Genomic DNA, 25739 nt, shown 5'->3' with positions numbered 1-25739 from the left:
CCCCTGTCGCGCTCGATGGGACCGTGTTGGTCTCGACACGACGTCGTTCGTCCCTCACGACGTCGGCTCGACCAGCGGTGGCGTCGGCTCGACCAACGGCGTCGGCTCGACCAGCGGGGGTGGCTCGACCAGCGGGGGCGTCGGCTCGACCGACGGCGGAGACGGCCAGGTCGAGCAGCGCGTCGACGTCGAGGTGCTCCTCGACGAGGTCGCCGATCAGGTCCAGGCGGCGCTCGCGGGCGGCGGGGAAGGAGACGGTCGACGGCTCGCGGCCCAGGGTCGCCTCGAGGAACGCGCCGCGCAGGGCGTCGCCTTCCAAGGACCCGTGCCACATCGTGCCGAAGACCTGCCCGGATCGCGCGCCACCCAGGAACTCGGTGACCCCGTCGCCGCGGGTGATCCGACCGTGGTGGATCTCGTAGCCGCTGGCCTCGACGCCGAGCGCCGACCCGGTGGGCAGCCGGAGGTTCTTGGCGGGGGTGAAGTCGGTGCGTACGTCGAGCAGGCCCAGCCCCTCGACCTCGGCGATCGACCCCTCGACCCCGTCCGGGTCCGCGATCACGCAGCCGAGCATCTGGAAGCCGCCGCAGATCCCGAGGAGCGGGCGGCCGCGTCGTACGTGGTCCGTGATCGCCACGTCGAGGCCGCGCGAGCGGAGCCAGGCCAGGTCGCTGATCGTGGACCTGGTGCCGGGCAGGACGACCAGGTCGGCGTCGGCGACGTCGGCCGGGGAGGAGGCGAAGACGACGTCGAGGTCCGGCTCCAGGCCGAGCGCGTCGACATCGGTGAAGTTGGAGATGCGGGGGAGACGTACGACCGCGACCTTGCGGGTGGCGCCGGCCTCCGCACGGCGCCCGTCGAGGTCGAGCGCGTCCTCGGAGTCGAGCCACAGCGACGGCTCCCAGGGCAGCACCCCGAAGACCCGGCGCTCGGTGAGCGACTCCAGCGAGTCGAGCCCGGGCTTCAGCAGCCCCGCGTCGCCGCGGAACTTGTTGATCACAAAACCGCTGATCAGGGCCTGGTCCTCGGGCTCGAGGAGGGCCAAGGTGCCGTACATCGCCGCGAATACCCCACCCCGGTCGATGTCGCCCACGACCACTGTCGGCAGCCCGGCGTGCCGCGCCAGCCCCATGTTGACGTAGTCACCGGCCCGCAGGTTGATCTCGGCGGGGCTGCCCGCGCCCTCCGCGACGATCACGTCGAACCGAGAGGCGAGATCGTCGTACGCGGCATGGGCCGCGGTCGCCAGATGCCGGCGCCCCGCCTCCCAGTCGTGCGAGGAGACCTCACCGGCGGGATGGCCCATCAGCACCACGTGGCTGCGGCGGTCGGAGCCGGGCTTGAGCAGGACCGGGTTCATCGCCGGCTCCGGGGTGACCTGGGCGGCTCGTGCCTGCACCCACTGTGCGCGCCCGATCTCCGCCGTGGTCCCCTGGCCTCCGGTGGTCGAGCTTGTCGAGACCACCATCGAGTTGTTGGACATGTTCTGGGCCTTGTAGGGCGCCACCTTGACGCCGCGGCGGGCGAACGCCCGACACAGCCCGGTGGTCACGACCGACTTGCCCGCGTCCGAGGTGGTGCCGGCGACCAGCAGGCCACTCATCGGCGTGGGGCTCGCAGGAGGTAGATGTCCATCACCCAGCCGGACGTCTCGCGCAGCCGGGTGCGAGCCGCGTCGATCGCCGGGAGCACCTCGCCGACCCGACCGGCGACGAGCTCCTCCTCGCGGGTGCCGAGGTTGCCGCCCCACCAGATCCGCCAGTCCTCGAGCCCGGGGAGGTCGACGACGCGGTTGAGCATCACCACGAGGTTGTCGTGACCCGCCTCGACGGCCTCGAGCACCGCGCGGCCGGTGGTGACGTAGAGCGGTCGCCCGACGTCATGGAGCACGAGCCGGTGCCGCGCGGCGAGCAGCTGCACCGAGGAGATCCCCGGGATGACGTCGACCTCGACGTCGACCAGCGAAGCGATCTGGTCGACGACCCGGATCGTGGAGTCGTAGAAGGCCGGGTCGCCCCAGACCAGGAAGCCGACGTCGCCCGGGTGCTCGGCCAGCACGGCGAGGTAGCGCTCGACCCGGGCACGGTGCCACTCCCGGACGGCCGTCTGATAGTCCTCGTCGGTCCCGGTGAACTCCTCACGCCGCTCGCGAGGGGCGTCGGCGACCTTCACCACTCGCGCGGGCGTGGACAGATGGCGGTCGAGCAGCTCCTCACGGGCCCGCACCAGCGGATCCGGCATCCCGCCCTTGGCCGTGCCCGACTTGTCGGTGACCAGGAAGTAGTCGACCGATCGCATCGCGGCGACGGCTTCGAGGGTGACCTGGTCGGGGTCGCCGGGACCGACGCCGATGATCTTGATCCGACGCGTCACTCGTCCTCCAGGTCGCCTTCGATGTCGAGATAGATCTCCTGCATCTGTGCGACGAGCTCGGGGTCGGGCGACTCCCACAGCCCGCGCTCGGCTGCCTCGTGCAGCCGCTCCACGATCCCACGCAGCGCCCACGGGTTCGAGGTCCGCATGAATTCCTGGTTGGTCTCGTCCAGGACGTACTCGCGGGCGAGCTTCTCGTACATCCAGTCCTGCACCACGCCGGCGGTCGCGTCGAAGCCGAAGAGGTAGTCGACGGTCGCGGCCAGCTCGAAGGCACCCTTGTAGCCGTGGCGCTGCATGGCCGAGATCCAGCGCGGGTTGACCACCCGGGCGCGGAAGACGCGGTTGGTCTCCTCCTGCAGCGTGCGGGTCTTGATGGCGTCGGGGGAGGTGGAGTCGCCGACGTACGCCTTCGGTTCGCTGCCGGTCAGCGCGCGGACGGTCGCGACCATGCCGCCGTGGTACTGGAAGTAGTCGTCGGAGTCGGCGATGTCGTGCTCGGCGGAGTCGACGTTCTTGGCGGCGACCTTGATCCGGCGGTAGTTGGTGCGCATGTCGTCGGCCGCCGGGGCGCCGTCGAGGTCGCGGCCGTAGGCGAAGCCGCCCCACGCCGTGTAGACATCCGCCAGATCGGCATCGGAGCGCCAGTTGCCGGCCTCGATCACCTGCAGGATCCCGGCGCCGTACGAACCGGGCTTGGAGCCGAAGATGCGGGCCGTCGCCCGGCGCTGGTCGCCGTGCTCGGCGAGGTCCTCGAGGGTGTGCGCGCGGACGAAGTTGTCCGCGGCCGGCTCGTCGAGGTCGGCCACCATCCGGACGGCGTCGTCGAGCATCGAGACGACGTGCGGGAACGCGTCGCGGAAGAACCCGGAGATGCGTACGGTCACGTCGATCCGGGGCCGGCCCAGCTCGGCGAGCGAGATGACGTCGAGGTGGGTGATGCGACGCGACGCCTCGTCCCACTCGGGGCGCACCCCGAGGAGCGCGAGCACCTCGGCGACGTCGTCGCCGGACGTACGCATCGCGCTGGTGCCCCAGACCGAGAGCCCGACCGACGTCGGGTAGTCGCCGGTCTCGTCCAGGTAGCGCTGCAGCAGCGAGTCGGCCATCGCCTGCCCGGTCTGCCAGGCCAGCCGGCTCGGGACCGCGCGGGGGTCGACGGTGTAGAAGTTGCGCCCGGTCGGAAGTACGTTGACGAGCCCCCGCAGCGGCGAGCCAGAGGGCCCCGCGGGGACGAAGCCACCGTCCAGCGCGTGCAGGACGGCGCCCAGCTCGTCGGTCGTCCTCGCCAGGCGAGGGACCACCTGCTCGGCGGCGAAGGCGAGCACCTGCTGGACGGCCGGGTCGTCGTGGAGCGACTCGGCGACGGCCGGGTCCCAGCCGGCCGCGTCCATGCGCTCCACCAGAGCGCGAGCCTGGGTCTCGATCTCGTCGACGGTCCGGGTGTCGGCGCCCTCCTTGAGGCCGAGGGCCGCCCGCAGACCGGGCACGGCGCCGCCGACGCCGCCCCAGACCTGTGCGGCGCGCAGGATCGAGAGCACCAGGTTGATCCGCGCCTCGCCCTCGGGGGCGCCGCCGAGCACGTGCAGGCCGTCGCGGATCTGGGCGTCCTTGATCTCGCAGAGCCAGCCGTCGATGTGGAGCATGAAGTCGTCGAAGTCGTCGTCCTCGGGACGCTCCTCCATGCCGAGGTCGCGGTGGAGCTCGGCCGCCTTCATCAGCTGCCAGATCTCGCCGCGGATGGCGGGCAGCTTGGCCGGGTCCATCGAGGAGATCCGGTCGTACTCCTCCATCAGCCCTTCCAGCCGCGCGATGTCGCCGTAGGACTCCGCGCGCGCCATCGGCGGGACCAGGTGGTCGACGATCGTGGCGTGCGCGCGGCGCTTGGCCTGGGCGCCCTCGCCCGGGTCGTTGACCAGGAACGGGTAGATCAGCGGCATGTTGCCGATCGCCGCGTCCGGGCCACAGCTCGCCGAGAGGGCGGCGTTCTTGCCGGGCAGCCACTCCATCGAGCCGTGCTTGCCGAGGTGTACGACGGCGTCGGCGCGGAAGCCGTGCTCCAACCAGCGATAGGCGGCCAGATAGTGGTGGGACGGAGGCAGGTCGGGGTCGTGGTAGATGGCGACGGGGTTCTCGCCGAACCCGCGCGGCGGCTGGATCAGGATGACGATGTTGCCGGCCTGGAGGGTGGCCAGGACGAGCTCGCCGTCGTCGTTGACGAACAGGTTGCCCGGCGTCGGACCCCAGGTCTCGACCATCTGTTCGCGTAGGTCAGCAGGGAGATCCTTGGTCCACTCGTCGTAGGACGCCTTGGAGATGCGGACGTGGGCGTCGGTGAGCTGCGCGTTGGTCAGCCACTCCTCGTCCTGGCCGCCCGCGGCGATCAGCGCGTGGATCAGGGCATCGCCGGCGGCCGTGTCGTCCGGGCCGTCGAGGAGGCGTACGACCTCGTTGTCCTGCCCCAGGTCGTAGCCCTCCTCGCGGAGGCGGCGCAGCATCCGGATTGCGGAGACCGGGGTGTCCAGGCCGACCGCGTTGCCGATCCTGGCGTGCTTGGTCGGGTAGGCGGAGAGCACCAGCGCGAGGCGCTTCTCGGCGTTCGGAGTGTGGCGGAGCCGGGCGTGGTTGACCGCGATCCGGGCCACGCGGGCGGTGCGCTCGGGGTCGGCGACATAGTGGGGGAGCCCCTGCTCGTCGAGCTCCTTGAAGGAGAACGGGGCGGTGATGATCCGGCCGTCGAACTCCGGGATCGCGATCTGGTTGGCCGAGTCGAGCGGCGTGACGCCGTCGTCAGAGACCTCCCACTCCGCGCGCGAGCTGGTGAGGCACAGACCCTGGAGCACCGGGATGTCGAGCGCCGCCATCCGCTCGACGTCCCAGGCCTCGTCCTCACCGCCGGCGGAGGCGGACGCGGGCACGGAGCCGCCGGCCGCGAGCACGGTCACGATGAGCGCGTCGAGGGTGCCGAGCGCCTCGTAGAGGTCGTCGGGCGCCGAGCGCAGCGAGCCCGCGAAGACGGGTACGCCGGTGGCCGTGCCGGTCGCGTCGATGGCGTCGGCCAGCGCGTGCGCGAAGGCGGTGTTCCCGCTGGTCTCGTGGGCGCGGTAGTAGAGCACCCCGATCCGAGCCTTCCCGCTGGTCGAGCCGCTAGGCGAAGGCGTGTGGAGCGTTGTATCGAGCTTGTCGAGATGACCAACACGCTCCGCGAACCCCCACGCCGGCACCTCCGCCGGCGGCTCGAACCCGAACCCGGTCAGCAGGACCGTGTCGGAGAGGAACGCGTGCAGCTGGGCGAGGTTGGCCGGCCCGCCCTCGGCGAGATAGCGGTGGGCCTCCGCGGCGACACCCATCGGCACCGTGGAGTGCTCCATCAGCTCGGCGCTCGGCTGCTGCTCGCCGCCCAGGACCACCACCGGCGTGCCGCGCTCCTTGACCGCGCTCAAGCCCTCCCACAGCTCGTTGGGCGAGCCGAGGAGCCGGAAGACCACCAGGTCGGCGCCGGCGACGACGGCCTCGAGGTCGGTCGCCCGCGACGGGTTCGCCCAGGCGTAGTCGGCGCCGCTGGCACGGGCTGAGAGCAGGTCGGTGTCCGAGGTGGACAGAAGGGCGATGCGTACGCGTGCAGGGTCGGCCATGCCGAGTTCCTCCTAGGGGTTCTCGCCCCGTCGATCGGTCGGATTGCCCGCGGCCAGTGTCTGGCTGTGCCCGTGCCCAGCAGCGGTACGGACGTCACAGTGGCGGAACCGCCCCGGACTCTCACCGGGTTCCTGCGCCACGAGCGTGCTCGCAGCCTACCCCGCGGGGCCCGCGAGCCAGGTCTCGCGGTTGATCTCGTACTCGACCTCGCCGTCGGCGTGCCCGGCGAGCGGCTCCTCGAACTCCTCCTGGAAGCTGCGCACGAAGCTCATCCCGACCGACGCCATGGTCGCCCGGGAGGCCTCGTTGACGGCCATCGTCTGCGCGATCACCGTGTCGAGGCCGAGGTCCTCGAAAGCGTGCCGGAGCAGCTCGCGCGACCCCTCCTTCGCGAATCCCTTCCGCCAGTGCCGCTGCGGGAGCCGGTAGCCCAGCTCGGCGGCATCGGTGCGGGGCGGATGGTCGGGCGGCTCGAGCATGTAGAGGCCCACGGCCTCACCGGCTGCGTACGCGATCCATTTGCCCTGCCCCTCGGTCTCCTTCGCCACCCGGATCCAGGTGTGCATCCGCTCCTCGGTCTCCTGCGGCGTGAGTGCGCGGGTGAACAGGAAGCGCAGCACCACCGGGTCGGAGTTGAGCTCGACCAGGAACGGCAGATGCTCCTCGCTCAGCGGGACCAGGTCGAGGCGCTCGGTGCGCAGGCGGGCTTGCGGCATGAGCCAGACGCTATCCAGGACGTACGCCGGTGGCACCCGGTTTCTCCGCGGCCAGGTGGCGCAGGGCGCGATGGGCGGCGTGGTAGCCGCACATGCCGTGGACGCCGGCGCCGGGCGGGGTGGCGGCGGAGCAGAGGAACATCCCGGGGATGCCGGTCTCGTAGGCGGTGAGGGTGGGTCGGACGATGAGCTGGCGAAGGGTGTTGGCGCCGGTGGAGATGTCACCCCCGACGTAGTTGAGGTTGTACGCCGCGTAGCCGGCCGGTGTGGTCACGTGGGTCGCCACGATCCGGTCGCGGAAACCGGGCGCGAAGCGCTCGATCTGGGCGAGCACCGCGTCGGTGGCGTCGCCCTCGTAGGCGTGCGGGACCTGCGCGTAGGCCCAGACCGGGTTGAGGTCTCCCGCCGAGCGGGACGGGTCCGCGACGTACTGCTGACCGAGCAGCACGAACGGACGCCCCGGCATCCTGCCTGCCCCGATCTCCCGCTCGCTGGTCGCCACCTCGGCGCTCGTCCCGCCGAGGTGGACGGTCCCGGCGCGGCCGATCTGCGGGTCGCGCCACGGGATCGGCCCGCGTACGGCCAGGTCGAGCTTGTACGCCGCGGGGCCGTGCTGCCACCTCCGCATCGCCCGTCGAGGCCGCTGGGGGAGCGCTTCACCGACGATGTCGGCGAAGCCACCGGGGCTGGTGTCGAACAAGGTCACATCGGCGTCCGGAAGGTCGGCCAGGTCACGGACGGTGGTGCCGGTGACGATGGTGCCGCCCAGCTCCTCGAGCCGCTGCGCCATGGCGAGGGTGATCGCGTGGGAGCCGCCCTCGGCGACGGGCCAGCCGTAGCGATGCCCGCTGACCACGAGCATGGTGCCCACCGCGGCCGTGCCCGGGCGCTCCAGCGGCTGGAACGCGTGCGCCGCGCAGCCGGCGAAGAGCGCCTTGGCCGGCTCTTCGCGGAAGGCCCGGGCGAGCACAGTGGCCGGGGGAGCGGCGCGCATCCCGAAGGAGGCCAGCCGGAACGGATGCCGCGGGGGCCGCACCATCGGGCCGAGGATGTGTTCCGAGATCGCGTCGAAGCCGCGGACGACCGGGCCGAACAGCTGCTGCCAGCGCCGTCCGTCGGCGCCCAGCCCGGCGGCTGTCTCCTCGACGGAGCGGTGCAGCAGCGCGGTCGTGCTCGCGTCCACCGGATGGGCCAGCTGGATCTCGGGGAAACGCCAGGTCAGGCCGTACTTCTCCAGCTCGAGGCCATGCAGGAACGGTGAGGCCACCCCGAGCGGGTGGATCGCCGAGCAGATGTCGTGGCGCAACCCGGGCAGGGTCAGCTCGGCGGTGCGGGTGCCACCGCCGACGGTCTCGGCGGCCTCGAGGACCGTGACCCTCACGCCGTGCTGCGCGAGCACGATCGCCGCCGCCAGGCCGTTGGGCCCGGCGCCGACGACGGTCGCGGAATGTGGCTTCATGGCCAAGTTCTTACGCTGGTCGAGCCGCGAGCGCCAGCGCTCGACCAGCGGGACGGTCATTCGTTCAGGACGCGGTTGGCGACGGCAAACGCGGTGTTGGCGGCGGGTACGCCGACGTAGATCGAGGTCTGCAGGAGCACCTCGATGATCTCCTCACGCGTCAGCCCGTTGGTGAGGGCGGCGCGGAGATGGAACTCGAGCTCCTCGAAGTGGCGCCCCGCGACCAGGGCGGTGAGCACCCCGATCGAGCGGTCACGGCGGGCGAGGCCGGGGCGGGTCCAGATGGTGCCCCAGGCATAGCGCGTGATCAGGTCCTGGTAGTCGCGGTTGACGTCGGTGATCGCGGCGGTGGCCCGGTCGACGTGGGCGTCGCCGAGCACCTGGCGGCGTACGTTCATCCCGGCCGCATAGGCCGGGTCTGCCGCGGTCACGTGGGAGGTGATCAGGGTGGAGACGGCGTGCGGGGCCTCGGCGGGAGCGAGGTGGCCGACGGCGTCGAGCGTGACGTGCCGCCCGTTGCGCACCCCGACGGCGATCTCCTCCAGCGAGGCCGGCGGCGTCGGGGCATCGTCGAGACCCGCGACCGCCAGGACCGGGGCCGCGATCTCGGCGAGCCGGCCGCGGACGTCGTACGTCGCCAGTGCCTCACACACCAGCGCGTAGCTCTCCGCGTCGGCGTCGCGCAGCGAATGGAGCAGGGCGCCGCCCCGGGCGGGCTCGCGCTCGAGGAAGCCGGGGGCGAACCAGCGCTGGGTGGAGCCCGCGATCTGGGAGGCGGTGCCGGCGGCACGCACGGTCGTCGCCCGGTCGTTCCAGCCCTCGGGCTCGCCGATCTTCGCGCCGGTGTTGGTGAGCACCGCGGCGCTCACCCGGGCGGGGGCATCGAGCATGAGCTGGAGACCGACGGCCCCGCCGACCGAGTCGCCGGCATAGGCGAAGGTGCCGTGGCGTTCGCCGCGGTCGGTGAGGACCCGGTCGACGCAGGCGAGTACGCCGGCGGCGAGGTCGGCCATCGAGAACGGCTCCTTGGTGGGAGCGCCGTGGCCGTGGCCCGGGAGCTCCCAGCCGATGACGTGGAAACTGTCCGCGAGCAGCTCGGCGGTGGCGGCCCAGAGCGCGGTCACCGAGGTGCCGAGCGACGGGCCGACGACCAGGAGCGGTTTGCTCGGGTCTCCGGCCAGCTCGACAGGGGTGATCCTCGGAGTCATGACGGGTCCTTCCAGAGTTCGGTCTTCCAGATTTCGTGGGCGCGGGCGAGAGTGGTGTCGATGAGGGCATCGGTGGCGCCGAGATAGTCATCGAGACCTGCAGCGGCCTCGGAGCCGGCCAGGATCTCGCCGCCTACGAAGCCGGTCAGCGACCGCTGTTCGGCCAGCAGGTCCGCGCCCGCGGCCTCGGCCGTGGCGCGCATCCGGGCGGCGTCGACGCGGAGCCCGGCGAGCAGCTCGGTGGTCTGCGAGGCGGCGACCACGCTCCGCCGGGCCAGCGTGGCCAGGGTCTCCCACTCGACGTGCCAGGCGCCGTCGGGACGCTCATCGACGTAGGTCGCCGCCGTGGTGTGGAGCGTGGCGGCCAGCGGGGGAGCGGCGAGCGCGTGGCGGCGGACGAGCACCGAGAGCACCGGGTTGGACTTGTGCGGCATGGTCGAGGAACCGCCACGCCCCTCACCGGCCGGCTCGGCGAGCTCGCCGATCTCCGGGCGGGTCAGCAGGGTGATGTCGGTGGCGATCCGGCCCCAGGTGTCGGCCGTGGTGACCAGCGCGTCGGCGGGCGAGGTCAGTGGGGCGCGGTTGGTGTGCCAGGGCGCCTGCGGGGCCAGTCCGAGGGCGGTCGCCGTGGTCGCGGCCGCCTCTTGGGCGGCGGACACGGGGTCACCGAGACCGCGGAGCCGGGCCAGGCCGACGACCGCCGCCAGGGTGCCGGCGGCGCCGCCGATCTGGGCGGGCAGCGACGTACGCGTCCGGCGGAGCGCCTCGGCGGCATCGCTCAGGCCGGAGAGCCAGGTCGCGGCCTTGAGCCCGAAGGTGATCGGCACCGCGTGCTGGGTCAGCGTGCGGCCCGACATCACGGTGGTGCGGTGCTCCCGGGCGAGACCGGCCAGCGCGGCGGCCTGCGCGGCGAGCTCGTCCTCGACCCGGTCGAGCACGTCGGCGAGACAGAGCACGAGCGCGGTGTCGACGACATCCTGGCTGGTCAGGCCCTTGTGGAGCCATCGGGCCGCCTCGCCGTCGAGGCGGCCACGCAGCAGCTTGACCAGGCCGATGACCGGGTTGCCCCCGGCCTCCGCGCCCTCGGCCAGCCTCGGGACATCGGCCTCGGAGACCAGGCCGGCCAGCGGCGTACGTGCTTCCTCGGGGGCTATCCCGGAGGACACGATCGCGGCCAGCCAGGCCTCCTCGACACGCACCATCGCGGCGAGATAGGCGGCCTCGGAGAAGAGATCCCCGGCGCGCTCCTCGCCTGGCCACAGCAGCGACATTCGACTCCTCAGCCGTAGGTAAGGAAAGTGGTCTCGCGGTCGCCCTGGAGGTGGATGTCGAATCGCAACCCGGTTGCGTCCGCAGTTGCCACCAGCGTCGCACGCTCGTCCTCGGACAGCGACACCAGCAGGGGGTCACCGGCGTTGGAGGGGTGCTCGGGCAGGTAGATCCGGGTGTGCAGCTTGTCGAGCAGACCGCGGGCGAAGACGGTGAGAGCGAAGAACGGTGCCGCGCCCTCCTTCGCCGGGCCGGGAAGCACGGTCGAGAAGGTGTAGTGACCGTTCGGGTCGGTGTCGGCGCGACCCCAGCCGGTGAAGGTCCAGCCGTCGCGGTGCAGCGACCCCTCGGCCTGCGGGACGTTGCCCTCGGCGTCGGTCTGCCAGATCTCGAGCAGCGCGTCGGGGATCGGGTTGCCGGCGCCGTCGTAGACCCAGCCGTGCAGCCGGATCGAGCCGGGGCTGCCCGGCGGGACGAGGTCGGCGTCGCCCTCGTAGGGGAGCGCGTAGCCGAAGAAGGGGCCGATGGTCTGGCCGGGAGTGCGGGTCGTGGTGCTCACAGGTCGCCCTCCTCGGGCTCGGTCCAGGTGCGGCTCGGGCCGGTCAGGACGATGTCCCAGCTGTAGCCCATCGAGTACTCGGGGGTGGAGAGGTCGTGGTCGTACTTCGCCACCAGGGCGTCACGGTCCTTCTGCGAGGTGATCGACTGGTAGATCGGGTCGAGCGCGAAGAGCGGGTCGCTGGGGAAGTACATCTGGGTGATCAGCCGCTGCGTGAACGCGCGGCCGAAGAGCGAGAAGTGGATGTGCGCCGGCCGCCAGGCGTTGATGTGGTTGCCCCACGGGTAGGGGCCGGGCTTGATCGTCTGGAACCGGTAGCGTCCCTCGGCGTCGGTGAGGCAGCGGCCGACGCCGGTGAAGTTGGGGTCGAGCGGAGCGGGGTGCTGCTCGCGCTTGTGGATGTAGCGGCCCGCGGAGTTGGCCTGCCAGATCTCCACGAGCTGGTTGCGCACGGGGCGTCCCTCGCCGTCGAGGACCCGGCCGCTGACCGTGATCCGCTCGCCGATCGGCTCGTTGCTGCCGGCGATGGTCAGGTCGGCCTCGAGCGGCTCCACGTCGGAGTGCCCGAAGCACGGAGCCCACAGCTCGATCGTCTCCGGGTCCGCGTGGCGCGGGTCCTTGGTGGGGTGGCGCAGGATGCTGGACCGGTAGGGCGGGTAGTCCAGCAGGGGCTGGCGTACGTTCTGACCCGCGGCCTCGGCCTCGGTGCTGTTCGCCTCGATCTGGGCAATCTCGGCCGAGAGGTCGGCTTGAGTCTCGGTGGTCGCTGTCACGTTCCGAACGCTAGGTGTGCGAGGCGTACGATGAAAGCATGGGCTTCCGCTGAGCGAAAGGCCCGCTGGAAAGGGTGAATCGGATGGCAGGTGGAAGCGGGGGCCGCACGGTCGCCTCGCGCGTGCTCGGTCTCATCGGCGCCTTCGACGCCGGCCATCGCCGGCTGACGCTCAGCGAGCTCGCCGGCCGAGCGGACCTCTCCCTCCCGACCGCCCACCGGCTGGTCGCCGAGTTGGTCGAGTGGGGCGCGCTGGTGCGGGACGAGGACGGGACGTACGCCGTCGGCCGCCGGCTGTGGGACGCCGGCCTGCTCGCGCCGGTCGCCACCGACCTGCGCTCGGTCGCGTCGCCGTTCCTCCACGATCTCTACGGTGCGACCCTGGAGACGGTCCATCTGGCCGTTCGCGAGGACGGCCACGTGCTCTATCTCGAGACGCTCCGCGGCACCCGCAACGTACCCATCGTCTCCTCGGTCGGCTCGCGCCTGCCGATGTACTCCACCGGCGTCGGCAAGGTGCTCCTGGCCCATGCGCCCGAGGACGTACGCAACCGGGTGCTGGCCGGCCCGCTCAAGCCGTTCACCCGCCACACCATCACCACCCCCGGCCTGCTGCGGCGTCAGCTCGACCGGGCGATCTCCGAGGGCTATGCGACCACCGTCGAGGAGATGACCCTCGGCGCTTGCTCGGTCTCGGTCCCGATCACCACCGCCTCCGGCGTCGTTGGTGCCCTCGGCATCGTCGTCTCCGACCTCCGCCGCAACCGCCTCCGCCTCGTCTCGGCACTCAAGGTCGCCGCCCAGGGCGTCTCCCGCGGCCTCACCTGACCCTGCTGGCCTAGCCTTCTCCGCTGGTCGAGCCGGATTCGTGAGGAACGAACAATCCGTGTCGAGACCAACACAGTCGATTCGAGCGCAACGGGGCTGCGTTGGTTTCGACACGCTCGCTGGCGCTCACGGCTCGACCAGCGAGGCCTGGCCGCGATGGGGTGGGGTACCTTGCGCGAGTGACGTTCCAGACCCCGCACGAAGACGTACGCCGCGCCGCCGCCGAGCGGCTGGGTGCCCTCGCGACACCTCCCGGAGCCCTGGGCCGCCTGGGAGAGCTGGCGGTCTGGGTGACCGCATGCCAGGGCGAGGTGCCGCCGCGGCCGGTCGACAACGTACGACTGGTGATCTTCGCCGGTGACCACGGCGTCGCCCAGCACGGGGTCTCGGCGTTCCCGCCGGCGATCACGGGCGCGATGGTGCGTACGTTCCTGGGCGGCCGGGCCGGGGTCAGCGCGCTCGCGAAGGCGCACGGCGTCCAGGTCCGGGTGCTCGACCTCGGTGTCGACGAGGAGTTCGAGGACCTCGACGCGGCGACCCGCGAAGCGCTGACGCAGCACAAGATCCGGCGGGGGAGCGGTGCGATCCATCTCGAGGACGCGCTGACCGCCGAGGAGAACACGGCGGCGCTGGAGGCCGGCGCCGCGGTGGCCCGTGAGGAGATCGCCGCAGGTGCGCAGCTGCTGATCAGCGGTGACATGGGCATCGGCAACACCACGCCCGCGGCGGCGATGGTGGCCGCCGGGCTCGGGCTCCCCGCGAGCGAGGTCACCGGTCGAGGCACCGGCATCGGCGACGACGCACTGCGGACCAAGACCGACGTCATCACCGCGGCTCTCCGCCGTGCCGGTGAGCGCGTCGGCGACCCGATCGAGACCCTCGCCGCGCTCGGCAGCGCCGACCTGGCTGCCACGACCGGCTACCTCCTCGAGGCCGCTCGCAGCGGCACCCCGGTGCTTCTCGACGGCCTGATGAGCGTCGCCTGTGCCCTCACTGCCGACCGGATCGAGCCGGGGGCGGCGGGGTGGTTCGCCGCCGGCCACCGCTCCACCGAGCCCGCCCAGTCGATGGCCTTGGAGAAGCTCGGCCTGGTGCCGCTGCTCGACCTCGACCTGCGGCTCGGTGAGGGCTCCGGCGCGGTCGCCGCGGTCCCGGTCGTACGCAGCGCCGTCGCCCTCCTGCGCGACGTCGCACTCCTCTCCGAGCTCGCCCCGGGCGACCCCGCCTGATGCTCCTGCGGGACGCCTGGCGTCTTGCGGTCGGCACGCTGACCGCGATGCCCGTGCCTCCTCCCGAGCACGTCGACCGCCGTCGAGCCGCGGTCGCGATGGCGGTCGCGCCCCTGGCCGCGCTGCCCCTGGCGCTGGGCGCGGGCGCTATCGCACTCCTGGGGCAGCTCGCCGGTCTACCGCACCTGGTCACCGCCCTGATCGCGATCGGCGCCGTGGTCGCCGGCAACCGGGCGCTCCACCTCGACGGGCTCGCGGACACGGTCGACGGCATGGCCGCCTCCTACGACCGCGAGCGCTCGCTGGCGGTCATGAAGACCGGCACCTCCGGTCCGGCCGGAGTCACCGCGATCGTTCTCGTTCTCGGCCTCCAGGTGGCTGGGCTGGCCTCGGTGCTGGACGGGCCGGTCCTCCGCTCGTCGGTGCTCGTCGCCATCGCCGTCTGCGCCTCGCGCGCGGCCCTGGCACTGTGCTGCACGCGCGGCATCAGGCCGGCGCGCGAGGACGGGCTCGGGCGTACGTTCACCCAGACCCTGCCACCCCTCGTCACCGTCCTCGTCTGGACCATCGTCGCCGCCGCGCTCGCCGGCGTCGGCGCCTGGGCCGGCCTGCCGTGGTGGCGAGGAGTGCTCGCGGTCGCTGTTGCGGCGGCCGTCGTGGGCGTGATCGTCCTGCGGGCGGTCAAGCGGTTCGGGGGAGTGACCGGCGACGTCTTCGGTGCGGCCGTCGAGGCGGCGCTGGCAGCGTTTCTCGTCGCTTTGGCCTGACGCGCCCGCTGGTCGAGCCGGACTCGTGAGGAACGAGCGAATCCGTGTCGAGACCAACACGGTGCGCTCCGCGCTCGATAGGACTGTGTTGGTCTCGACACGCTCGGCCGCAGGCGGCCTCGCGGCTCGACCGACGGGGCGGCTAGAGCTTCAGGACACGTCCGGCGATGACGAGGTGCACCTCGTCGCAGGCCGCGGCCAGCCGCTGGTTGACCAGCCCGAGCAGGTCGCGGAAGAGGCGGCCCGAACGATGCGCCGGCACGACCCCGAGGCCGACCTCGTTGGTCACCAGCACCACATCGCCGCTCTGTCGGCCGAGGACCGTGACGGCATCCTCGACCAGCGCCGAGATCGCCGCGGTCGCCTCCTCGGACGTGGCCTCCCACAATTCGCGGGAGTCCATGACGGCGGTGAGCCAGGTGCCCAGGCAGTCGACCATCACCGCATCACCGGCCGCTAGGCCGTCGGCCAGCGCCCCGGCGAGATCCCGCGACTCGACCGTACGCCACCGCTCCGGCCGCCTGGCCCGATGCGAAGCCAGTCGTGCGGCCCAGTCGGGATCCGGTTCTTCCTCGAGCGTCGGCCCCGGTGCGACGTACGCCACCGACGGCGCGGCCGCGAGCAGCGACTCGGCGTGCCGGGACTTCCCCGACCGCACCCCACCCGTCACCAGAATCCTCACCGGGCCAGTCTCCCAGCCATCGCATAGCCTGCGACCCATGACCCCAGAGCGCATCGCGCTGATCTCGGACGTACACGGCAATCTCACCGCCCTCGAGGCCGTCCTCGCCGACATCGAGGCGCGCGGAATCACCAGGATCTTCAACCTCGGCGACTACGTCGGCAAGGGTCCGCGGGGACGTGAGGTCGCCGAGATCTGCCGGGAACGGTGCGAGGTCAACATCCTCGGCAACTGGGAGGACTTCCTGCTCGCCCCCGAGCCCGACTTCGGCCGGGAGTCGGTCGGGCTGATGTGGTGGCGACTGCAGGCATGGGAGCAGGCGGAGTGGCTGCGTACGCTCCCGTTCAGCCACGACTTCACGATGAGCGGTCGCCGGATCCGGCTCTTCCATGCGTCCGAGGAGACCGTCCACAGAAGGGTCAGGTTCGACCATGACGAGCAGGAGTTCCTGGGCCTGTTCCAGAACACCGAGGCCACCGGCTTCGACCGGCCAGAGCCCGACATCGTCGGCTACGCCGACACCCACGACCCCTACTACGAGACCGATCGGGAGCGACGCACCGTCTTCAACACCGGCAGCGTCGGCAACTGCATGAGCGACCCGACACCGGTCTACGTCATCCTCGAGGGCGTGATGGACAGCGACCAGGCGGCGCCGTTCGGCATCCAGTGGGTCCGGGTTCCCTACGACGCCGAGGCCGAGATCGCGTACGCCGCCGAGGAAGGCATGCCCGAGCTCGACGAATACACCTACGAGCTGCGTACGGGTTTCTACCGGGGCAACCTCAGGGACGGCGAGCAGCCGACCTACCACCGCAAGGGGTAGATCGGCTCTTCACCGCTCCTGAACCTGAAGCCGTCAACTGATCTTGCGCCGGTAGACAGCCATGGCCGCGACGTAGGAGACGATCAGGATGCCCACGCACCAGGCCAGCGCCACCCAGATGTCGTCGCCGACCGGCTGCCCCGCGAAGAGGGACTGGATGGTATTGACGATCGAGGTGACCGGTTGGTTCTCGGCGAAGGCGCGCACCGGCCCGGGCATCGTCTCCGTCGGCGCGAAGGCCGAGCTGATGAACGGCAGGAAGATCAGCGGGTAGGAGAACCCGGTGGCGCCCTCCATGGTCTGTGCCGCCAGGCCGGGGATGACCGCCAGCCAGGTCAGCGCCAGGGTGAGCAGCCCCAGGATCCCGGCGACCGCGAGCCAGGCGCCCAGGTCCGCCGAGGTGCGGAACCCCATCACGAACGCAACGCCCAAGATGATCACCATGGTCAGCATGTTGGCCACCATCGAGGTCCCGACATGGGCCCACAGCACGGCGGAGCGGGCGATCGGCATCGACTGGAACCGCTCGAAGATCCCGCTCTTCATGTCCGTGAAGAGCCGAAGCGCGGTGTACGCGATCCCCGAGGCGATCGCCATCACCATGATCCCGGGGAGCACATAGTTGACGTAGTTGTCGGTGCCGGTCCGGATCGCGCCGCCCAGCACGTACACGAAGAGCAACATCATCGCGATCGGTGTCAGCGCGGTGGTGATGATCGTGTCCGGGCTCCGGGTGATGTGCCGCAGCGAGCGCCCCAACAGGGTGCCGGCGTCGGCGAGAGCGTGCTTGGTCATGCTGTGCTCGTTCATGACGGGTCTCCTTGCTTGGTGGAGCCGGTGAGTGAAAGAAAAATTTCTTCCAGCGACGGCTGCTTCTCGATGTACTCGACCTTCGCCGGAGGCAGCATCGCCTTCAGCTCGGCGAGCGTCCCGTTGGCGATGATCGCCCCGCCGTGCAGGATGGCGATCCGGTCGGCGAGCTGCTCGGCCTCCTCCAGGTACTGCGTGGTGAGCAGGACGGTCGTGCCCTGCTCGGTCAGCTCCTTGACCACCTTCCACACCTCCAGCCGCGCCTCCGGGTCCAGCCCGGTGGTCGGCTCGTCGAGGAAGATCACCGACGGCGACCCGATCAGTGACATCGCGATGTCCAGCCGCCGTCGCATGCCACCGGAGTACGTCGCGACCTTCCGGGCGCCCGCCTCGACCAGGTCGAAGCGCTTCAGCAGCCCGTCGGCGATGTCGCCGGGGGAGGGGAGGTGGCGCAGCTTCGCGACCAGGACCAGGTTCTCGCGCCCGGTCAGGATCTCGTCGACCGCCGCGAACTGACCGGTCAGCGAGATCGCCTCCCGCACCCGCTGGGCCTCCTCGACCACCGAGGCACCCTCGACCAGCGCCGCGCCGGCATCGGGTTTCAGGAGCGTCGAGAGGATGCGTACGGCCGTGGTCTTTCCGGCACCGTTGGACCCGAGCAGCGCGAAGATCGTGCCTCGCGCCACCTCGAAGTCGACGCCCCGCAGAACCTGGTTGTCCTTGTAGGACTTCTCCAGTCCCCGTACGGAGATGGCAGCTGTCGCGCTCATGACTCGTCCTCCTTGGTGATGTCCTGGATGGCCTCGTTGAGCCGGGCGCGCTCCTTCTTGATCCAGGCGCCCTCGGAGTAGTTCCTGGCGAACTCCTCGGCGAACTCGACCGGGTCGTCGCCGACGATCGCGCTGACCGGGGTGCCGTCGGCGGCCCCCTGCTCGAAGAGCTCGAGAAGGTCCTCGGCCATCGCTGTCAGGATCGCGCCGTCGGCGATGCCGGCGGCGTACATCAGGTAGCGTTCGACCGCGTCGTGCGCCTTGCGGTGGCTCTCGGGGAGCTGCTGCTTGCGGGCCTTGAGCTGCCGCCAGCGCTTCTTCAGCTCGAGCTCGCCGACGACGGCCTCGAACATCGATCGGATGGACATACCTTACTTCCCTTCCGTACGGAGGTTCTCGAGCCGTTCGGCCAGGAAACCCCAGGTGGTCCAGAACTCTTCGAGGTACTTCTCGCCATCGGTGTTGAGCGAGTAGACCTTCCGCGGCGGCCCCTTCTCGGACGGCCGCTTCTCGACGTCCACCAGTCCGTTCTTCTCGATCCGGACCAGCAGCGCGTAGACCGTGCCCTCGGCGATCTCGGTGAACCCCTGGCTCCGCAGCCAGGTCGTGATCTCGTATCCGTACGCCGGGTTGCCGGTCAGGAACGCCAGCACGATCCCCTCCAGCGTCCCCTTGAGCATCTCGGTCATCTGCTTGCCCATCGGGCACCTCCTTTCCACTACTCAGTATTACTGACTACCAGTACATAGTAACGCTGAGTAGTGACGCGAGGTCAAGTCGTTAACACAGGCAGAAATGCCGGCGGCGCTGGTACGACGGCCTCAATCGTCGTACCAGCGCCGCTGGTCCGTGTCTTGCGGTGTGCTAGCTCTTGGTGTCCACGTCGGCGGCTCGCTCGAGCGCCGTAGCGAGCAGGTCCGCCACCTTTACGGATGCCTCGCCATCCCCGCTGTGCGTCACTCCGACCCCGACGAGCCGTCCGTCGTCCGTCTCCGCGAACGCGATGCTGCCGACCTCGACCGGGTTCGACGACGTGCTCGTGAAGGTGAATCCCACTGCCCCGTCGGGAAGCCCGCTGATCGGCTCCGACGTCGCCTCGCCGTAGTCGCCCTTCTCGGCGTCGGCCGAGCACTCGTCCACGGCCTCTTCGATGGCGGCAATCATCGATGCTGCGTCTGGGTAGTACCCGCCGCCGGGCACGAACACCGTGGCGCCGACGACATCCTTGTTCTCGAGCACGTACTGCTCGCCGGTGGTCCCGTCATCGGCGCTCGACAGTTTCGTCTCCAGAGATCCAAGTGCGTCACACCAGCCCGCCCCGGGTGCCCCCATGGTTCCGTCAGTGGTCTCCTCGACCTGGGGAAGCGCGTCGGTGTCCAGCAATGTCGAGTCGGTGCCGCAGGCGGTCATCACGACTGGCGTCACGCACAGCCCGACGGCCAGGCGGAATCTACTTCCGGTAGTAAGCCAAGAGCGCATTCTTGTAGCGTCCCCCTCGAAGTCGGCAAAGCTCGCGTACTCGTTGAGGACACCTGCGGCGGCCTGGTGGGCGTTCCATCAGCTGACAATGGGTCGAACCGTCAGGCACCCACTTGTGATCACGCCGATGCACGACATCCAGTGCGGTCGGCGATCGCCCCGAGAAATTCCTTGACATCGTCGCAGCCGTCTCACACGGTCTCTCCTGTCATGTAAACGACCGCGGTGCCCGCGGACGAGTCGATGGTGCAGGCCCACCAGCATTCGTATTCGAGTGCGTTTTCGTCCTCCTTCGTGGAGATGCTGGCAGATCCCCTCGCGACGTCGAAGGTCTGGTCCGCGGACTTGACGTTGGTCCTGAAACCGGAGAGTTCGGTCGTCGACGTGAGGCGTGCTGTGACGTCTAGCGCCGGTGGCGCTTCGTCGGCCGTCGAAACCTGGCAGGTGAACTCGCTTGTGTCGTCGCTTTGGAATGGCAGGTCAGCGCCGGCTGACTTCACGGTGAAGTTGTCAGTTCCGACCAGTGCGGCCACGACCTCTGTGCTGATCCCACAGGCTTTGCTGCTCTCGTACTTCTCAGATCCGCCACATCCCGAGCTCGTCAGCAAGAGTGTGACACCGAAGCATGCCGCTATGGCTCTACTGCCGCGCATCGTGACCTCGGGCGCGTCCGGTCCGCGCACGGGTCGTGTCCCGCCTCACGGATTGGTCGTCGGTTGTCATCGCGTGCGCTCTAGGACGTCGATGGATCTTCTGCAGGGCAGCCCGCGGCAACGGCAACTGCGTCAACCAGGGCCCGTCGCTGCTCCGCGGTCGCGTCCTCGCGGCCGAAGGAGCCGCCCGCGGTGGGCGTCGAAGAGTCCGATGGCGCTGTGCAGGCCCACCGCCAGTTGGAGTGGTCGTCGCCAGTAAAACTCGTCGTTGCGACCCCGCCCTGCACGTCGAACTTCTCCGCGGAAGCGTTGATGGCCTTGATCAGATCGTCTGCGTCCACGCCGTTGGTCAGCGAGAACGTGAAGGTCGTCGACGGAGCATCCTCCGTCGTCCGAACGTCGCACTCCATCTTCGTGATGCCCCCGCTCCCGCTACTGAGCGGAAGGTCGCCGCCACGCGGCGCAGGTGGGCGGTCGGCGGTCGATCGGGTGACAACCTCGTTTGCGGTGAACTTATTAGTCCCCATGACGCCTTCGACCGCATCTACTGCCACTCCGCAGACCGACTCCTTTGAGTAGACCGGCGGCTCATTGTCGCCACCGCATCCCGACAGAACCGGCGCCGCTCCGACGAGTACCAGCGTGGCTGCTGTGCGAATCATCCTCAACCGTGGTCCTCCAGCTTCTTCCGGTTCTGGTAGTTGTCGTATCCGTTGTCGACTGCGCGCTTAACAGCGGAACCGATCCCGCTCTCGTCTTCCGGACGCCTGAGCATCGCGTCCATCTCTGCGGGAGTCAGGGATCCGGGTGGCTTGAGATTACCTTCCGAGTCCCGCGGCCAGTCTTCAGAGATTCCGTTGTTGAACCGCAGACTTCCATCGGCCCCTTGATCGACCTGCTCGGGGAGATTGTCCAACTGTTGCGCTTGTCCCTCAGCATTGGCCATGGCGTAAAGGCTTTGGAGTTCGGTGCTGCGACGGGCGCTCGCGTAGGACTCGTCGCTTTCGGCGGCGGCTACTCCCGCGGGGTCGCCGACATACCCCTTGATGATCTGATCCTTCACTTGGTCGACCAGGTATCCGCCGACTGGGCCGGTGCCATCTGTAGGGATTACGTCGAGTGGGAGGGTGAACATCTCCGCGACCCTCTTGCGATCTTCGGCCTCATTCTCGCCATCCGCGACTGCGCCGTCGGCCAGGTTGTCCTCGAGGAAGCCGCGGAGACCAGCCGCACGGTGCGATGCGCTCACCAGGGGATCGTCTGACCCAACGTCGAATGAAGGGTCTCCGGTACCAACTCCGTCGATCGTGGCCTGAGCGCCACGATCCAACAGCAGTTGGTTGAACTGTGCTGCGCTTGATCCCACGACACTCGTCGCCGTCTCGTTTCCCCCGATATGCCGGAGTACCTTGCCGAGATCGTCTCTTGAGAAGTCTGCGTGGTGGTCGAGCAGCGGAGGCTTGATCGGTGCGGCGTCATCCACCACTTCCGGGTAGACATCTTCCATGTAGGTAGCGATGATCCCGCCGAGTTCTTCATCGTAATGGTCGTCCAACTCGTTCTTAGCTGCGTAGTCGATGGTCCACGAAGCGATGTCGGCCGCCTTCTTGCCAACCTCACCCTCCTCAGCAGCTGCATCGACGGTGGCCACACGGACGACACTGTCCATGTCCTCGGCGAGGTGGTTGGCGGTGAGCCGGTCGTGCATCAGGTAGCTGGCCATTTTCTCGTCGCCCATGACCGCCTGAGCAGAGCCGATGCCGTTGTCGGCGACCTTGACGAACTGACGCAGGGGGTCGCCGTTCTCGTCCATGAACGACTCGCCGCCGAAGAAGAGGCCATTGTTGATCTGTGAGTACCGAAGCGGGTCGCCGTTCTCGGTCTCGAGGAGCTGTGTGCCGAGCTTGTGCGTGAAGTCGGCACCGAGTTCGACGTTACGTCCTTCGGCGGCGTGGAGAAGGATGGCGGCAGCTGTTGAATCCTGGCCGATTTTCTCGGCGTAGTCCGCGTTGTCGATCCAGCCGCCCCGGGACGCGGAACCGAGGAGAGCAGCGAGGTTGCCGGCACCCTCTTTCTGGAGCTTCTGCAGCGCCATGGTTTCGTCGCCGATCGTGACCGGCGGGTTCTCGTAGTCGGGGTAGGTGATCTGGTTCCTGGTCCAACCGGTCATCTGGTGGATGACGTTGTTCACGCCCTCCGGGCCCAGGCGATCGATGACGGCCTCACCGAAGTCACGGTCGTCGGAGTGCTTCCCGAGGATGCTGAACCACTTCTCGGCCTCCTTGCGCTCCGCGACACTGTCGATGTCATCGAGATCCTCGAGCTTCTTGGCGGTGTAGTCACCGATCTGGGCCTGCACCTCGGGTGGGAGCACCTCCCAGCTGTCATCCATCAGTTCGGGGTCGTCCAGAAGCTTCTTGGCGAGCTCGTCGTCCGAGAGTCCTCGGAGCTCCGGAGGAAGCGTTGCTTGTTCGATCGACCCGGTACCGCCGTCGTACCCACCCTTGGTCGCGCTGTTGAGGACCGCGACCAGGTCGTTCTCAGCGCGCTCCGCATCGGTGAGTGCGTCCTGGATGGTCTGGGCCAGCTCCTTCATGGTGGCCTCGTCGCCGTCCTCGGTCTTGCCCTCTCCTGCCGTGATCGAAACGGGACTGCCAGTGCTGACCTTCCAGCCCTTCCCCGTGGCGGCTTGGTAGGCGCCTTGGGCGGAGCTCTTCGCCTTCTTGATCGTGGCGCTGGCGTCGTCGAGGCCCATGATGACCTGCCCGAGCGGAGCGGCGATGTCGTTCAGACTCTCGACCAGACCTCGGTGGCGGTTCTCGGCGCGAGTGGCGGCCTCACCGATCCACGTGTCAGGGACCTTGCCGGCATCCATCTCGTCCTGCTGGTCTAGCAGCTTCTTGCGAGCGGTGTTGAGGTCATCGGCTGCGGTGTCGAGCCCTTCGGGCTTCCAGCTCTGCAGCTGCTCATAGGTGACGGCCATCAGTCTCTTCCGATCATTGCTTCGCGGTAGCGCGCCTGCTGCGCCGTGATGGTGTCGGCCTCCACGATCGCGTCGGCGTCGGCGACGGTGGTCGTCTTGTGGTCGCGGGCGTCCTTGACCCACTTGTCCTTGTCGCTCTTCCACTCGGCCTTGAGGCCATTCGCGGCGCCGACGACCGTGCTGTCGGGCAGCGCAGCAGCGACCTTGGCCATCGGGCCCTCGAGATCGAGACCGGCGACTGCCTCAGCCGCGGTCCCGATGGAATTGGCCGCGGTCTTCACCTGCGGCGCCACGATTTCGACGTTCACGAGAGGGTCCCCCAAGACGTTCGGAGCGATTGGTAACTATCTCCTACCCCAAATCCCGGGTTTCAAACACAAATCGTCGAGAAATCTTGTATTGAACCGCTCACGCATCTCGACGCGCTCGCCCGCGCGGATCTGCCGGTGGGTGCCGGACTCTGGGATAGCGTCTCGGGCCATATGCGGCCGCCCGACATCGGTAGGGCTGGCTCGATCCGACTGGACGGGAAGGGCACGATGTCACAACCGAACGAGGCGGCGGGGGCGGGACCGGCTTGGTCCACGACGGGCCCGTCGGCACCTGCCAATGGTCCGCGAAGCGGCGGCTGGCTCGGGCTCGCCGGGCTGGGAATCGCGGCGGCGATGCTGGTCATCGTCGCCCTGGTGCGGGTGATCGTCGGGATCCCCGATGTCAGCCAGGACTACTACAACGCCCTCTACAGCATGGAGGATCGGCCGATCATCTGGCTGATCCTGGGGCTGCTCATGATCGCCTCGATCGTCCCGATCGCTGCCGCGGTGGTGCTCGGACACCTCGGCCTGAGTCGAGCGAAGGCAGCCGGAACGAGCGCCGCGGCGGCAGGGATCGCGCTCGGGATCGGCTACACGCTGGTGGTCTTCTGGGGCGTACGCGCCATCAACGCGATCACGAACACCGCTCAGTTCAACGGCGGCTTCAGGATGTTCATCGAGTACTTCGGACTCTGGGCCTAGAGCGGTCAACGTACGTCTGCCCAGAACCTCTCGAGCTCGGCATCGAGCTCGGCCGCGACCTGCACGGGGAGGGAGTGGGTGGTCTCGGGCCAGACCTTGACGGTCGCGTGGGGGAGCATCTCGGCCCTCTCGGCGGCGTCCTTGCCGCCGGCCAGCGACTTGTCGCTCGCGATGGCGACGTAGACCGGCATCCGGAGGGCGCGGATCTGGCCGTCGGTCAGCCGTGAGGGCGTGGGCAGGCTGCCGGAGTCGAAGTGAGCTGTACCGGCCGCGATCATGCGAGCCATCGGGTCCTCCGGGTCGACCTCGTCGTCCTCGACGCCGCCGATCCGATTCAGTGCGTGGTCGCGCCAGGAGTCGGGCAGGAAGGGGAGTGCGGCCACCGCAGACCAGCCGATCGCCCAGGCCGGCAGCATGCCGAACGTCATGATCGGCTCGAGCAGGGTGAGGCTGGCCAGCCGATCGGGGTAGCGCACGGCGACGGCCGCGGCGAGCCCGCCGCCTTGGGAGTGACCGACCAGATGGATCCGGTCGAGCTCGAGACCGTCGAGGGCCTCCTCGACCCAGCGGGCGTTGTCGTCCATCCCGCGCAACGGCAGGGTCTGCTCGGAGAGCCCGCTGTCGCCGATCGCGTCGAAGGCGTAGACGGTGCGGTGCTCGGCGAAGTCACGCAGGTTCTCGCCCCACATCGGTACGCCGCTGGCCCGTCCCGGCACGAGCACGACCGGGACGTCGTCGATCGGGTCCGGGTTGATCCAGGCGTAGGCGCGGACCGTGCCGAAGGTGGTCTCGATGTCGTGCGTCTCGGCCGGCTTCGGCAGCGCGGCGAAGGCCGCGTCGTACGCCTCGATGTAGGCCTGGCGGCCCGCCGGGCTGTGGAAGTGGCCGACACCGGGACCGCTCGTGCCGAGCACCATCACCAGAGAACCGGTCGAGACCACCGCGATGACGGTGAGGAGGACCACCGGCCAGCGCCGGCGCTTCCTGCGTCGTTCGATGCCGTCATGCTCGATTGCTCCGTCCATGTCGTCCCCTCGTCCCCGATAACGATGCGATCGCATTGAAACCTGTTGCGATGCGACTGTATTGCTAACCTGGCGCCATGCCAAGAGCCGCCGACCACGAACAGCGCCGGTTCGAGATCGTCGCCGGGCTCTGGCAGATCGTCGCCGAGCAGGGGATCGAGGGCGTCAGCCTGCGGACCGTCGCCACCCGGGCAGGGGTATCGATGGGTCGCGTACAGCACTACTTCGGCACCAAGGACGCGCTGGTCGTCGCCGGCATCGACCTGCTCGTGAAGCGCGCCGTCATCGAGTACGACGCGACCGAGGGCCGCCCGCCCCAGGATCGCCTCCTCCACCTCCTGCTCCAGCAGATCCCGGACACGGAGGCCGGCCGCATCGGGGTCACCGTCTGGTACGCCTACTTCGCCAAGGCGATGACCCACGCCGCCGTACGTCAGATCCTGGCCGAGGCGACCAGGGTCGGTGTCGAGGAGTGCACCCGCCATATCGAGGAGGCTGACGGGCTCTATGAGGCCGAGGCGCGAGCGCGCGCCATCGAGCTGCTCGCGCTCTCCGACGGTCTCACCCTGCGAGTCCTCATCGGAGACATCACCGCCGAGGAGGCCGAAGCCTCGATCAGGGCACACACGTCGCGCCGGATGACCTCAGGGTGAAGAGGATCCTCACGCATACCCCGAGC

Annotated in this window: 26 protein-coding genes and 1 riboswitch; of the genes, 6 read left to right on the top strand and 20 right to left on the bottom strand. The window is 69.5% G+C overall.

The features are described from left to right. The 9 genes from ABZ796_RS16440 to pcaH all read right to left on the bottom strand — a co-directional run. A partial coding sequence (locus ABZ796_RS16440; RefSeq protein ID WP_357338253.1) for a cobyric acid synthase occupies positions 1-1603 on the bottom strand: 1603 nt, incomplete at its 3' end. Then, entirely contained in the window at positions 1600-2373 is a 774-nt protein-coding gene (cobF, locus tag ABZ796_RS16435; protein ID WP_357338251.1) for a precorrin-6A synthase (deacetylating), read from the bottom strand. The genes cobF and ABZ796_RS16440, both read right to left, overlap by 4 nt. Beyond that, entirely contained in the window at positions 2370-6008 is a 3639-nt protein-coding gene (cobN, locus tag ABZ796_RS16430; protein WP_357338250.1) for a cobaltochelatase subunit CobN, read from the bottom strand. Before cobN ends, cobF begins: the two co-directional genes overlap by 4 nt. Positions 6009-6041: 33 nt before the next feature. After that, positions 6042-6165, bottom strand: a riboswitch (cobalamin riboswitch). Beyond that, a complete protein-coding gene (locus ABZ796_RS16425) occupies positions 6165-6725 on the bottom strand; it encodes a GNAT family N-acetyltransferase (protein WP_357338248.1) in 561 nt (186 codons plus the stop codon). It overlaps the preceding riboswitch by 1 nt. A 10-nt stretch (positions 6726-6735) precedes the next feature. After that, entirely contained in the window at positions 6736-8184 is a 1449-nt protein-coding gene (locus ABZ796_RS16420) for an NAD(P)/FAD-dependent oxidoreductase (RefSeq protein WP_357338246.1), read from the bottom strand. A 56-nt stretch (positions 8185-8240) separates the two neighbouring features. Continuing rightward, a complete protein-coding gene (locus tag ABZ796_RS16415; RefSeq protein ID WP_357338244.1) occupies positions 8241-9392 on the bottom strand; it encodes an alpha/beta fold hydrolase in 1152 nt (383 codons plus the stop codon). Next, complete coding sequence (locus tag ABZ796_RS16410) at positions 9389-10663, bottom strand: lyase family protein (RefSeq protein WP_357338242.1); 1275 nt, start codon at positions 10661-10663, stop codon at positions 9389-9391. Before ABZ796_RS16410 ends, ABZ796_RS16415 begins: the two co-directional genes overlap by 4 nt. Before the next feature lie 8 nt (positions 10664-10671). Then, complete coding sequence (gene pcaG / locus ABZ796_RS16405; RefSeq protein WP_357338240.1) at positions 10672-11220, bottom strand: protocatechuate 3,4-dioxygenase subunit alpha; 549 nt, start codon at positions 11218-11220, stop codon at positions 10672-10674. Further along, positions 11217-11993, bottom strand: coding sequence for a protocatechuate 3,4-dioxygenase subunit beta (gene pcaH / locus ABZ796_RS16400; RefSeq protein ID WP_357338238.1), 777 nt, complete (start codon positions 11991-11993; stop codon positions 11217-11219). The genes pcaG and pcaH overlap by 4 nt, the downstream gene beginning before the upstream one ends. A gap of 83 nt (positions 11994-12076) precedes the next feature. On the opposite strand from pcaH, the gene ABZ796_RS16395 reads away from it, so the two are divergent. The 3 genes from ABZ796_RS16395 (at position 12077) to ABZ796_RS16385 (ending at position 14816) form a co-directional block, all read left to right on the top strand. Further along, positions 12077-12820, top strand: coding sequence for an IclR family transcriptional regulator (locus ABZ796_RS16395; protein WP_357338237.1), 744 nt, complete (start codon positions 12077-12079; stop codon positions 12818-12820). A gap of 179 nt (positions 12821-12999) precedes the next feature. Next, entirely contained in the window at positions 13000-14049 is a 1050-nt protein-coding gene (cobT, locus tag ABZ796_RS16390; protein WP_357338236.1) for a nicotinate-nucleotide--dimethylbenzimidazole phosphoribosyltransferase, read from the top strand. Then, complete coding sequence (locus ABZ796_RS16385) at positions 14049-14816, top strand: adenosylcobinamide-GDP ribazoletransferase (RefSeq protein ID WP_357338235.1); 768 nt, start codon at positions 14049-14051, stop codon at positions 14814-14816. The genes cobT and ABZ796_RS16385 overlap by 1 nt, the downstream gene beginning before the upstream one ends. A 142-nt stretch (positions 14817-14958) precedes the next feature. Here the strand turns inward: ABZ796_RS16385 and cobU are convergent, their stop codons facing one another. Next, positions 14959-15498, bottom strand: coding sequence for a bifunctional adenosylcobinamide kinase/adenosylcobinamide-phosphate guanylyltransferase (gene cobU, locus ABZ796_RS16380; protein WP_357338234.1), 540 nt, complete (start codon positions 15496-15498; stop codon positions 14959-14961). A 37-nt stretch (positions 15499-15535) separates the two neighbouring features. Here cobU and ABZ796_RS16375 point away from each other — a divergent pair, with 37 nt between their 5' ends. Continuing rightward, positions 15536-16324, top strand: a complete 789-nt coding sequence (locus ABZ796_RS16375) for a metallophosphoesterase family protein (protein WP_357338232.1) — start codon at positions 15536-15538, stop codon at positions 16322-16324. Positions 16325-16357: 33 nt separating this feature from the next. Here ABZ796_RS16375 and ABZ796_RS16370 read toward each other — a convergent pair whose 3' ends face one another. The 9 genes from ABZ796_RS16370 to ABZ796_RS16330 all read right to left on the bottom strand — a co-directional run bounded on the left by ABZ796_RS16370 (position 16358) and on the right by ABZ796_RS16330 (position 23327). After that, positions 16358-17119 (bottom strand): ABC transporter permease, encoded by a 762-nt coding sequence (locus tag ABZ796_RS16370; protein ID WP_357338256.1) that lies wholly within the window; start codon positions 17117-17119, stop codon positions 16358-16360. Between the two features lie 11 nt (positions 17120-17130). Then, entirely contained in the window at positions 17131-17904 is a 774-nt protein-coding gene (locus ABZ796_RS16365; protein ID WP_357338231.1) for an ATP-binding cassette domain-containing protein, read from the bottom strand. Further along, the gene (locus ABZ796_RS16360; RefSeq protein WP_357338229.1) at positions 17901-18272 is read right to left on the bottom strand and encodes a DUF1048 domain-containing protein; all 372 of its coding nucleotides are present in this window, start codon (positions 18270-18272) and stop codon (positions 17901-17903) included. Before ABZ796_RS16360 ends, ABZ796_RS16365 begins: the two co-directional genes overlap by 4 nt. Positions 18273-18275: 3 nt before the next feature. Beyond that, positions 18276-18605: a PadR family transcriptional regulator gene (locus ABZ796_RS16355; protein WP_141805770.1), complete on the bottom strand. Its 330-nt coding sequence runs from the start codon at positions 18603-18605 to the stop codon at positions 18276-18278. Between the two features lie 163 nt (positions 18606-18768). Next, complete coding sequence (locus ABZ796_RS16350; protein ID WP_357338228.1) at positions 18769-19329, bottom strand: hypothetical protein; 561 nt, start codon at positions 19327-19329, stop codon at positions 18769-18771. A gap of 245 nt (positions 19330-19574) precedes the next feature. Beyond that, positions 19575-20066 carry a hypothetical protein gene (locus tag ABZ796_RS16345; RefSeq protein ID WP_357338227.1) on the bottom strand — a complete coding sequence of 164 codons (492 nt, stop codon included), beginning with the start codon at positions 20064-20066 and terminating at the stop codon, positions 19575-19577. A 50-nt stretch (positions 20067-20116) separates the two neighbouring features. Next, the gene (locus ABZ796_RS16340; RefSeq protein WP_357338226.1) at positions 20117-20698 is read right to left on the bottom strand and encodes a hypothetical protein; all 582 of its coding nucleotides are present in this window, start codon (positions 20696-20698) and stop codon (positions 20117-20119) included. 2 nt (positions 20699-20700) lie between these two features. Further along, positions 20701-23019, bottom strand: a complete 2319-nt coding sequence (locus ABZ796_RS16335; protein ID WP_357338225.1) for a hypothetical protein — start codon at positions 23017-23019, stop codon at positions 20701-20703. After that, positions 23019-23327, bottom strand: a complete 309-nt coding sequence (locus tag ABZ796_RS16330; protein WP_357338224.1) for a hypothetical protein — start codon at positions 23325-23327, stop codon at positions 23019-23021. The genes ABZ796_RS16335 and ABZ796_RS16330 overlap by 1 nt, the downstream gene beginning before the upstream one ends. Before the next feature lie 231 nt (positions 23328-23558). Here ABZ796_RS16330 and ABZ796_RS16325 point away from each other — a divergent pair, with 231 nt between their 5' ends. Further along, positions 23559-24035 (top strand): hypothetical protein, encoded by a 477-nt coding sequence (locus ABZ796_RS16325; protein ID WP_357338223.1) that lies wholly within the window; start codon positions 23559-23561, stop codon positions 24033-24035. A gap of 5 nt (positions 24036-24040) precedes the next feature. On the opposite strand, the gene ABZ796_RS16320 is transcribed toward ABZ796_RS16325, so the two are convergent. Next, the gene (locus tag ABZ796_RS16320; RefSeq protein ID WP_357338221.1) at positions 24041-25060 is read right to left on the bottom strand and encodes an alpha/beta fold hydrolase; all 1020 of its coding nucleotides are present in this window, start codon (positions 25058-25060) and stop codon (positions 24041-24043) included. A gap of 77 nt (positions 25061-25137) precedes the next feature. On the opposite strand from ABZ796_RS16320, the gene ABZ796_RS16315 reads away from it, so the two are divergent. Next, on the top strand, positions 25138-25713 hold the full coding sequence (locus tag ABZ796_RS16315; RefSeq protein ID WP_357338220.1) for a TetR family transcriptional regulator C-terminal domain-containing protein: 576 nt from the start codon (positions 25138-25140) through the stop codon (positions 25711-25713). Positions 25714-25739 lie beyond the last annotated feature (26 nt).

Origin of the sequence: Nocardioides sp. NPDC047086 (assembly GCF_040643685.1) — a bacterium.
GTDB lineage: Bacteria > Actinomycetota > Actinomycetes > Propionibacteriales > Nocardioidaceae > Nocardioides.
This window is presented reverse-complemented; position numbering and strand designations above follow the sequence as displayed.

Coding starts and splice junctions, on each gene's coding strand:
- ABZ796_RS16335 (WP_357338225.1), bottom strand. CDS start 23,019: ATGGCCGTCACCTATGAGCAGCTGCAGAGCTGGAAGCCCGAAGGGCTC.
- ABZ796_RS16425 (WP_357338248.1), bottom strand. CDS start 6,725: ATGCCGCAAGCCCGCCTGCGCACCGAGCGCCTCGACCTGGTCCCGCTG.
- ABZ796_RS16415 (WP_357338244.1), bottom strand. CDS start 9,392: ATGACTCCGAGGATCACCCCTGTCGAGCTGGCCGGAGACCCGAGCAAA.
- ABZ796_RS16420 (WP_357338246.1), bottom strand. CDS start 8,184: ATGAAGCCACATTCCGCGACCGTCGTCGGCGCCGGGCCCAACGGCCTG.
- ABZ796_RS16340 (WP_357338226.1), bottom strand. CDS start 20,698: ATGATTCGCACAGCAGCCACGCTGGTACTCGTCGGAGCGGCGCCGGTT.
- ABZ796_RS16410 (WP_357338242.1), bottom strand. CDS start 10,663: ATGTCGCTGCTGTGGCCAGGCGAGGAGCGCGCCGGGGATCTCTTCTCC.
- ABZ796_RS16385 (WP_357338235.1), top strand. CDS start 14,049: ATGCTCCTGCGGGACGCCTGGCGTCTTGCGGTCGGCACGCTGACCGCG.
- ABZ796_RS16315 (WP_357338220.1), top strand. CDS start 25,138: ATGCCAAGAGCCGCCGACCACGAACAGCGCCGGTTCGAGATCGTCGCC.
- ABZ796_RS16360 (WP_357338229.1), bottom strand. CDS start 18,272: ATGTCCATCCGATCGATGTTCGAGGCCGTCGTCGGCGAGCTCGAGCTG.
- ABZ796_RS16355 (WP_141805770.1), bottom strand. CDS start 18,605: ATGGGCAAGCAGATGACCGAGATGCTCAAGGGGACGCTGGAGGGGATC.
- ABZ796_RS16370 (WP_357338256.1), bottom strand. CDS start 17,119: ATGACCAAGCACGCTCTCGCCGACGCCGGCACCCTGTTGGGGCGCTCG.
- ABZ796_RS16375 (WP_357338232.1), top strand. CDS start 15,536: ATGACCCCAGAGCGCATCGCGCTGATCTCGGACGTACACGGCAATCTC.
- ABZ796_RS16395 (WP_357338237.1), top strand. CDS start 12,077: ATGGCAGGTGGAAGCGGGGGCCGCACGGTCGCCTCGCGCGTGCTCGGT.
- ABZ796_RS16320 (WP_357338221.1), bottom strand. CDS start 25,060: ATGGACGGAGCAATCGAGCATGACGGCATCGAACGACGCAGGAAGCGC.
- ABZ796_RS16365 (WP_357338231.1), bottom strand. CDS start 17,904: ATGAGCGCGACAGCTGCCATCTCCGTACGGGGACTGGAGAAGTCCTAC.
- ABZ796_RS16325 (WP_357338223.1), top strand. CDS start 23,559: ATGTCACAACCGAACGAGGCGGCGGGGGCGGGACCGGCTTGGTCCACG.
- cobN (WP_357338250.1), bottom strand. CDS start 6,008: ATGGCCGACCCTGCACGCGTACGCATCGCCCTTCTGTCCACCTCGGAC.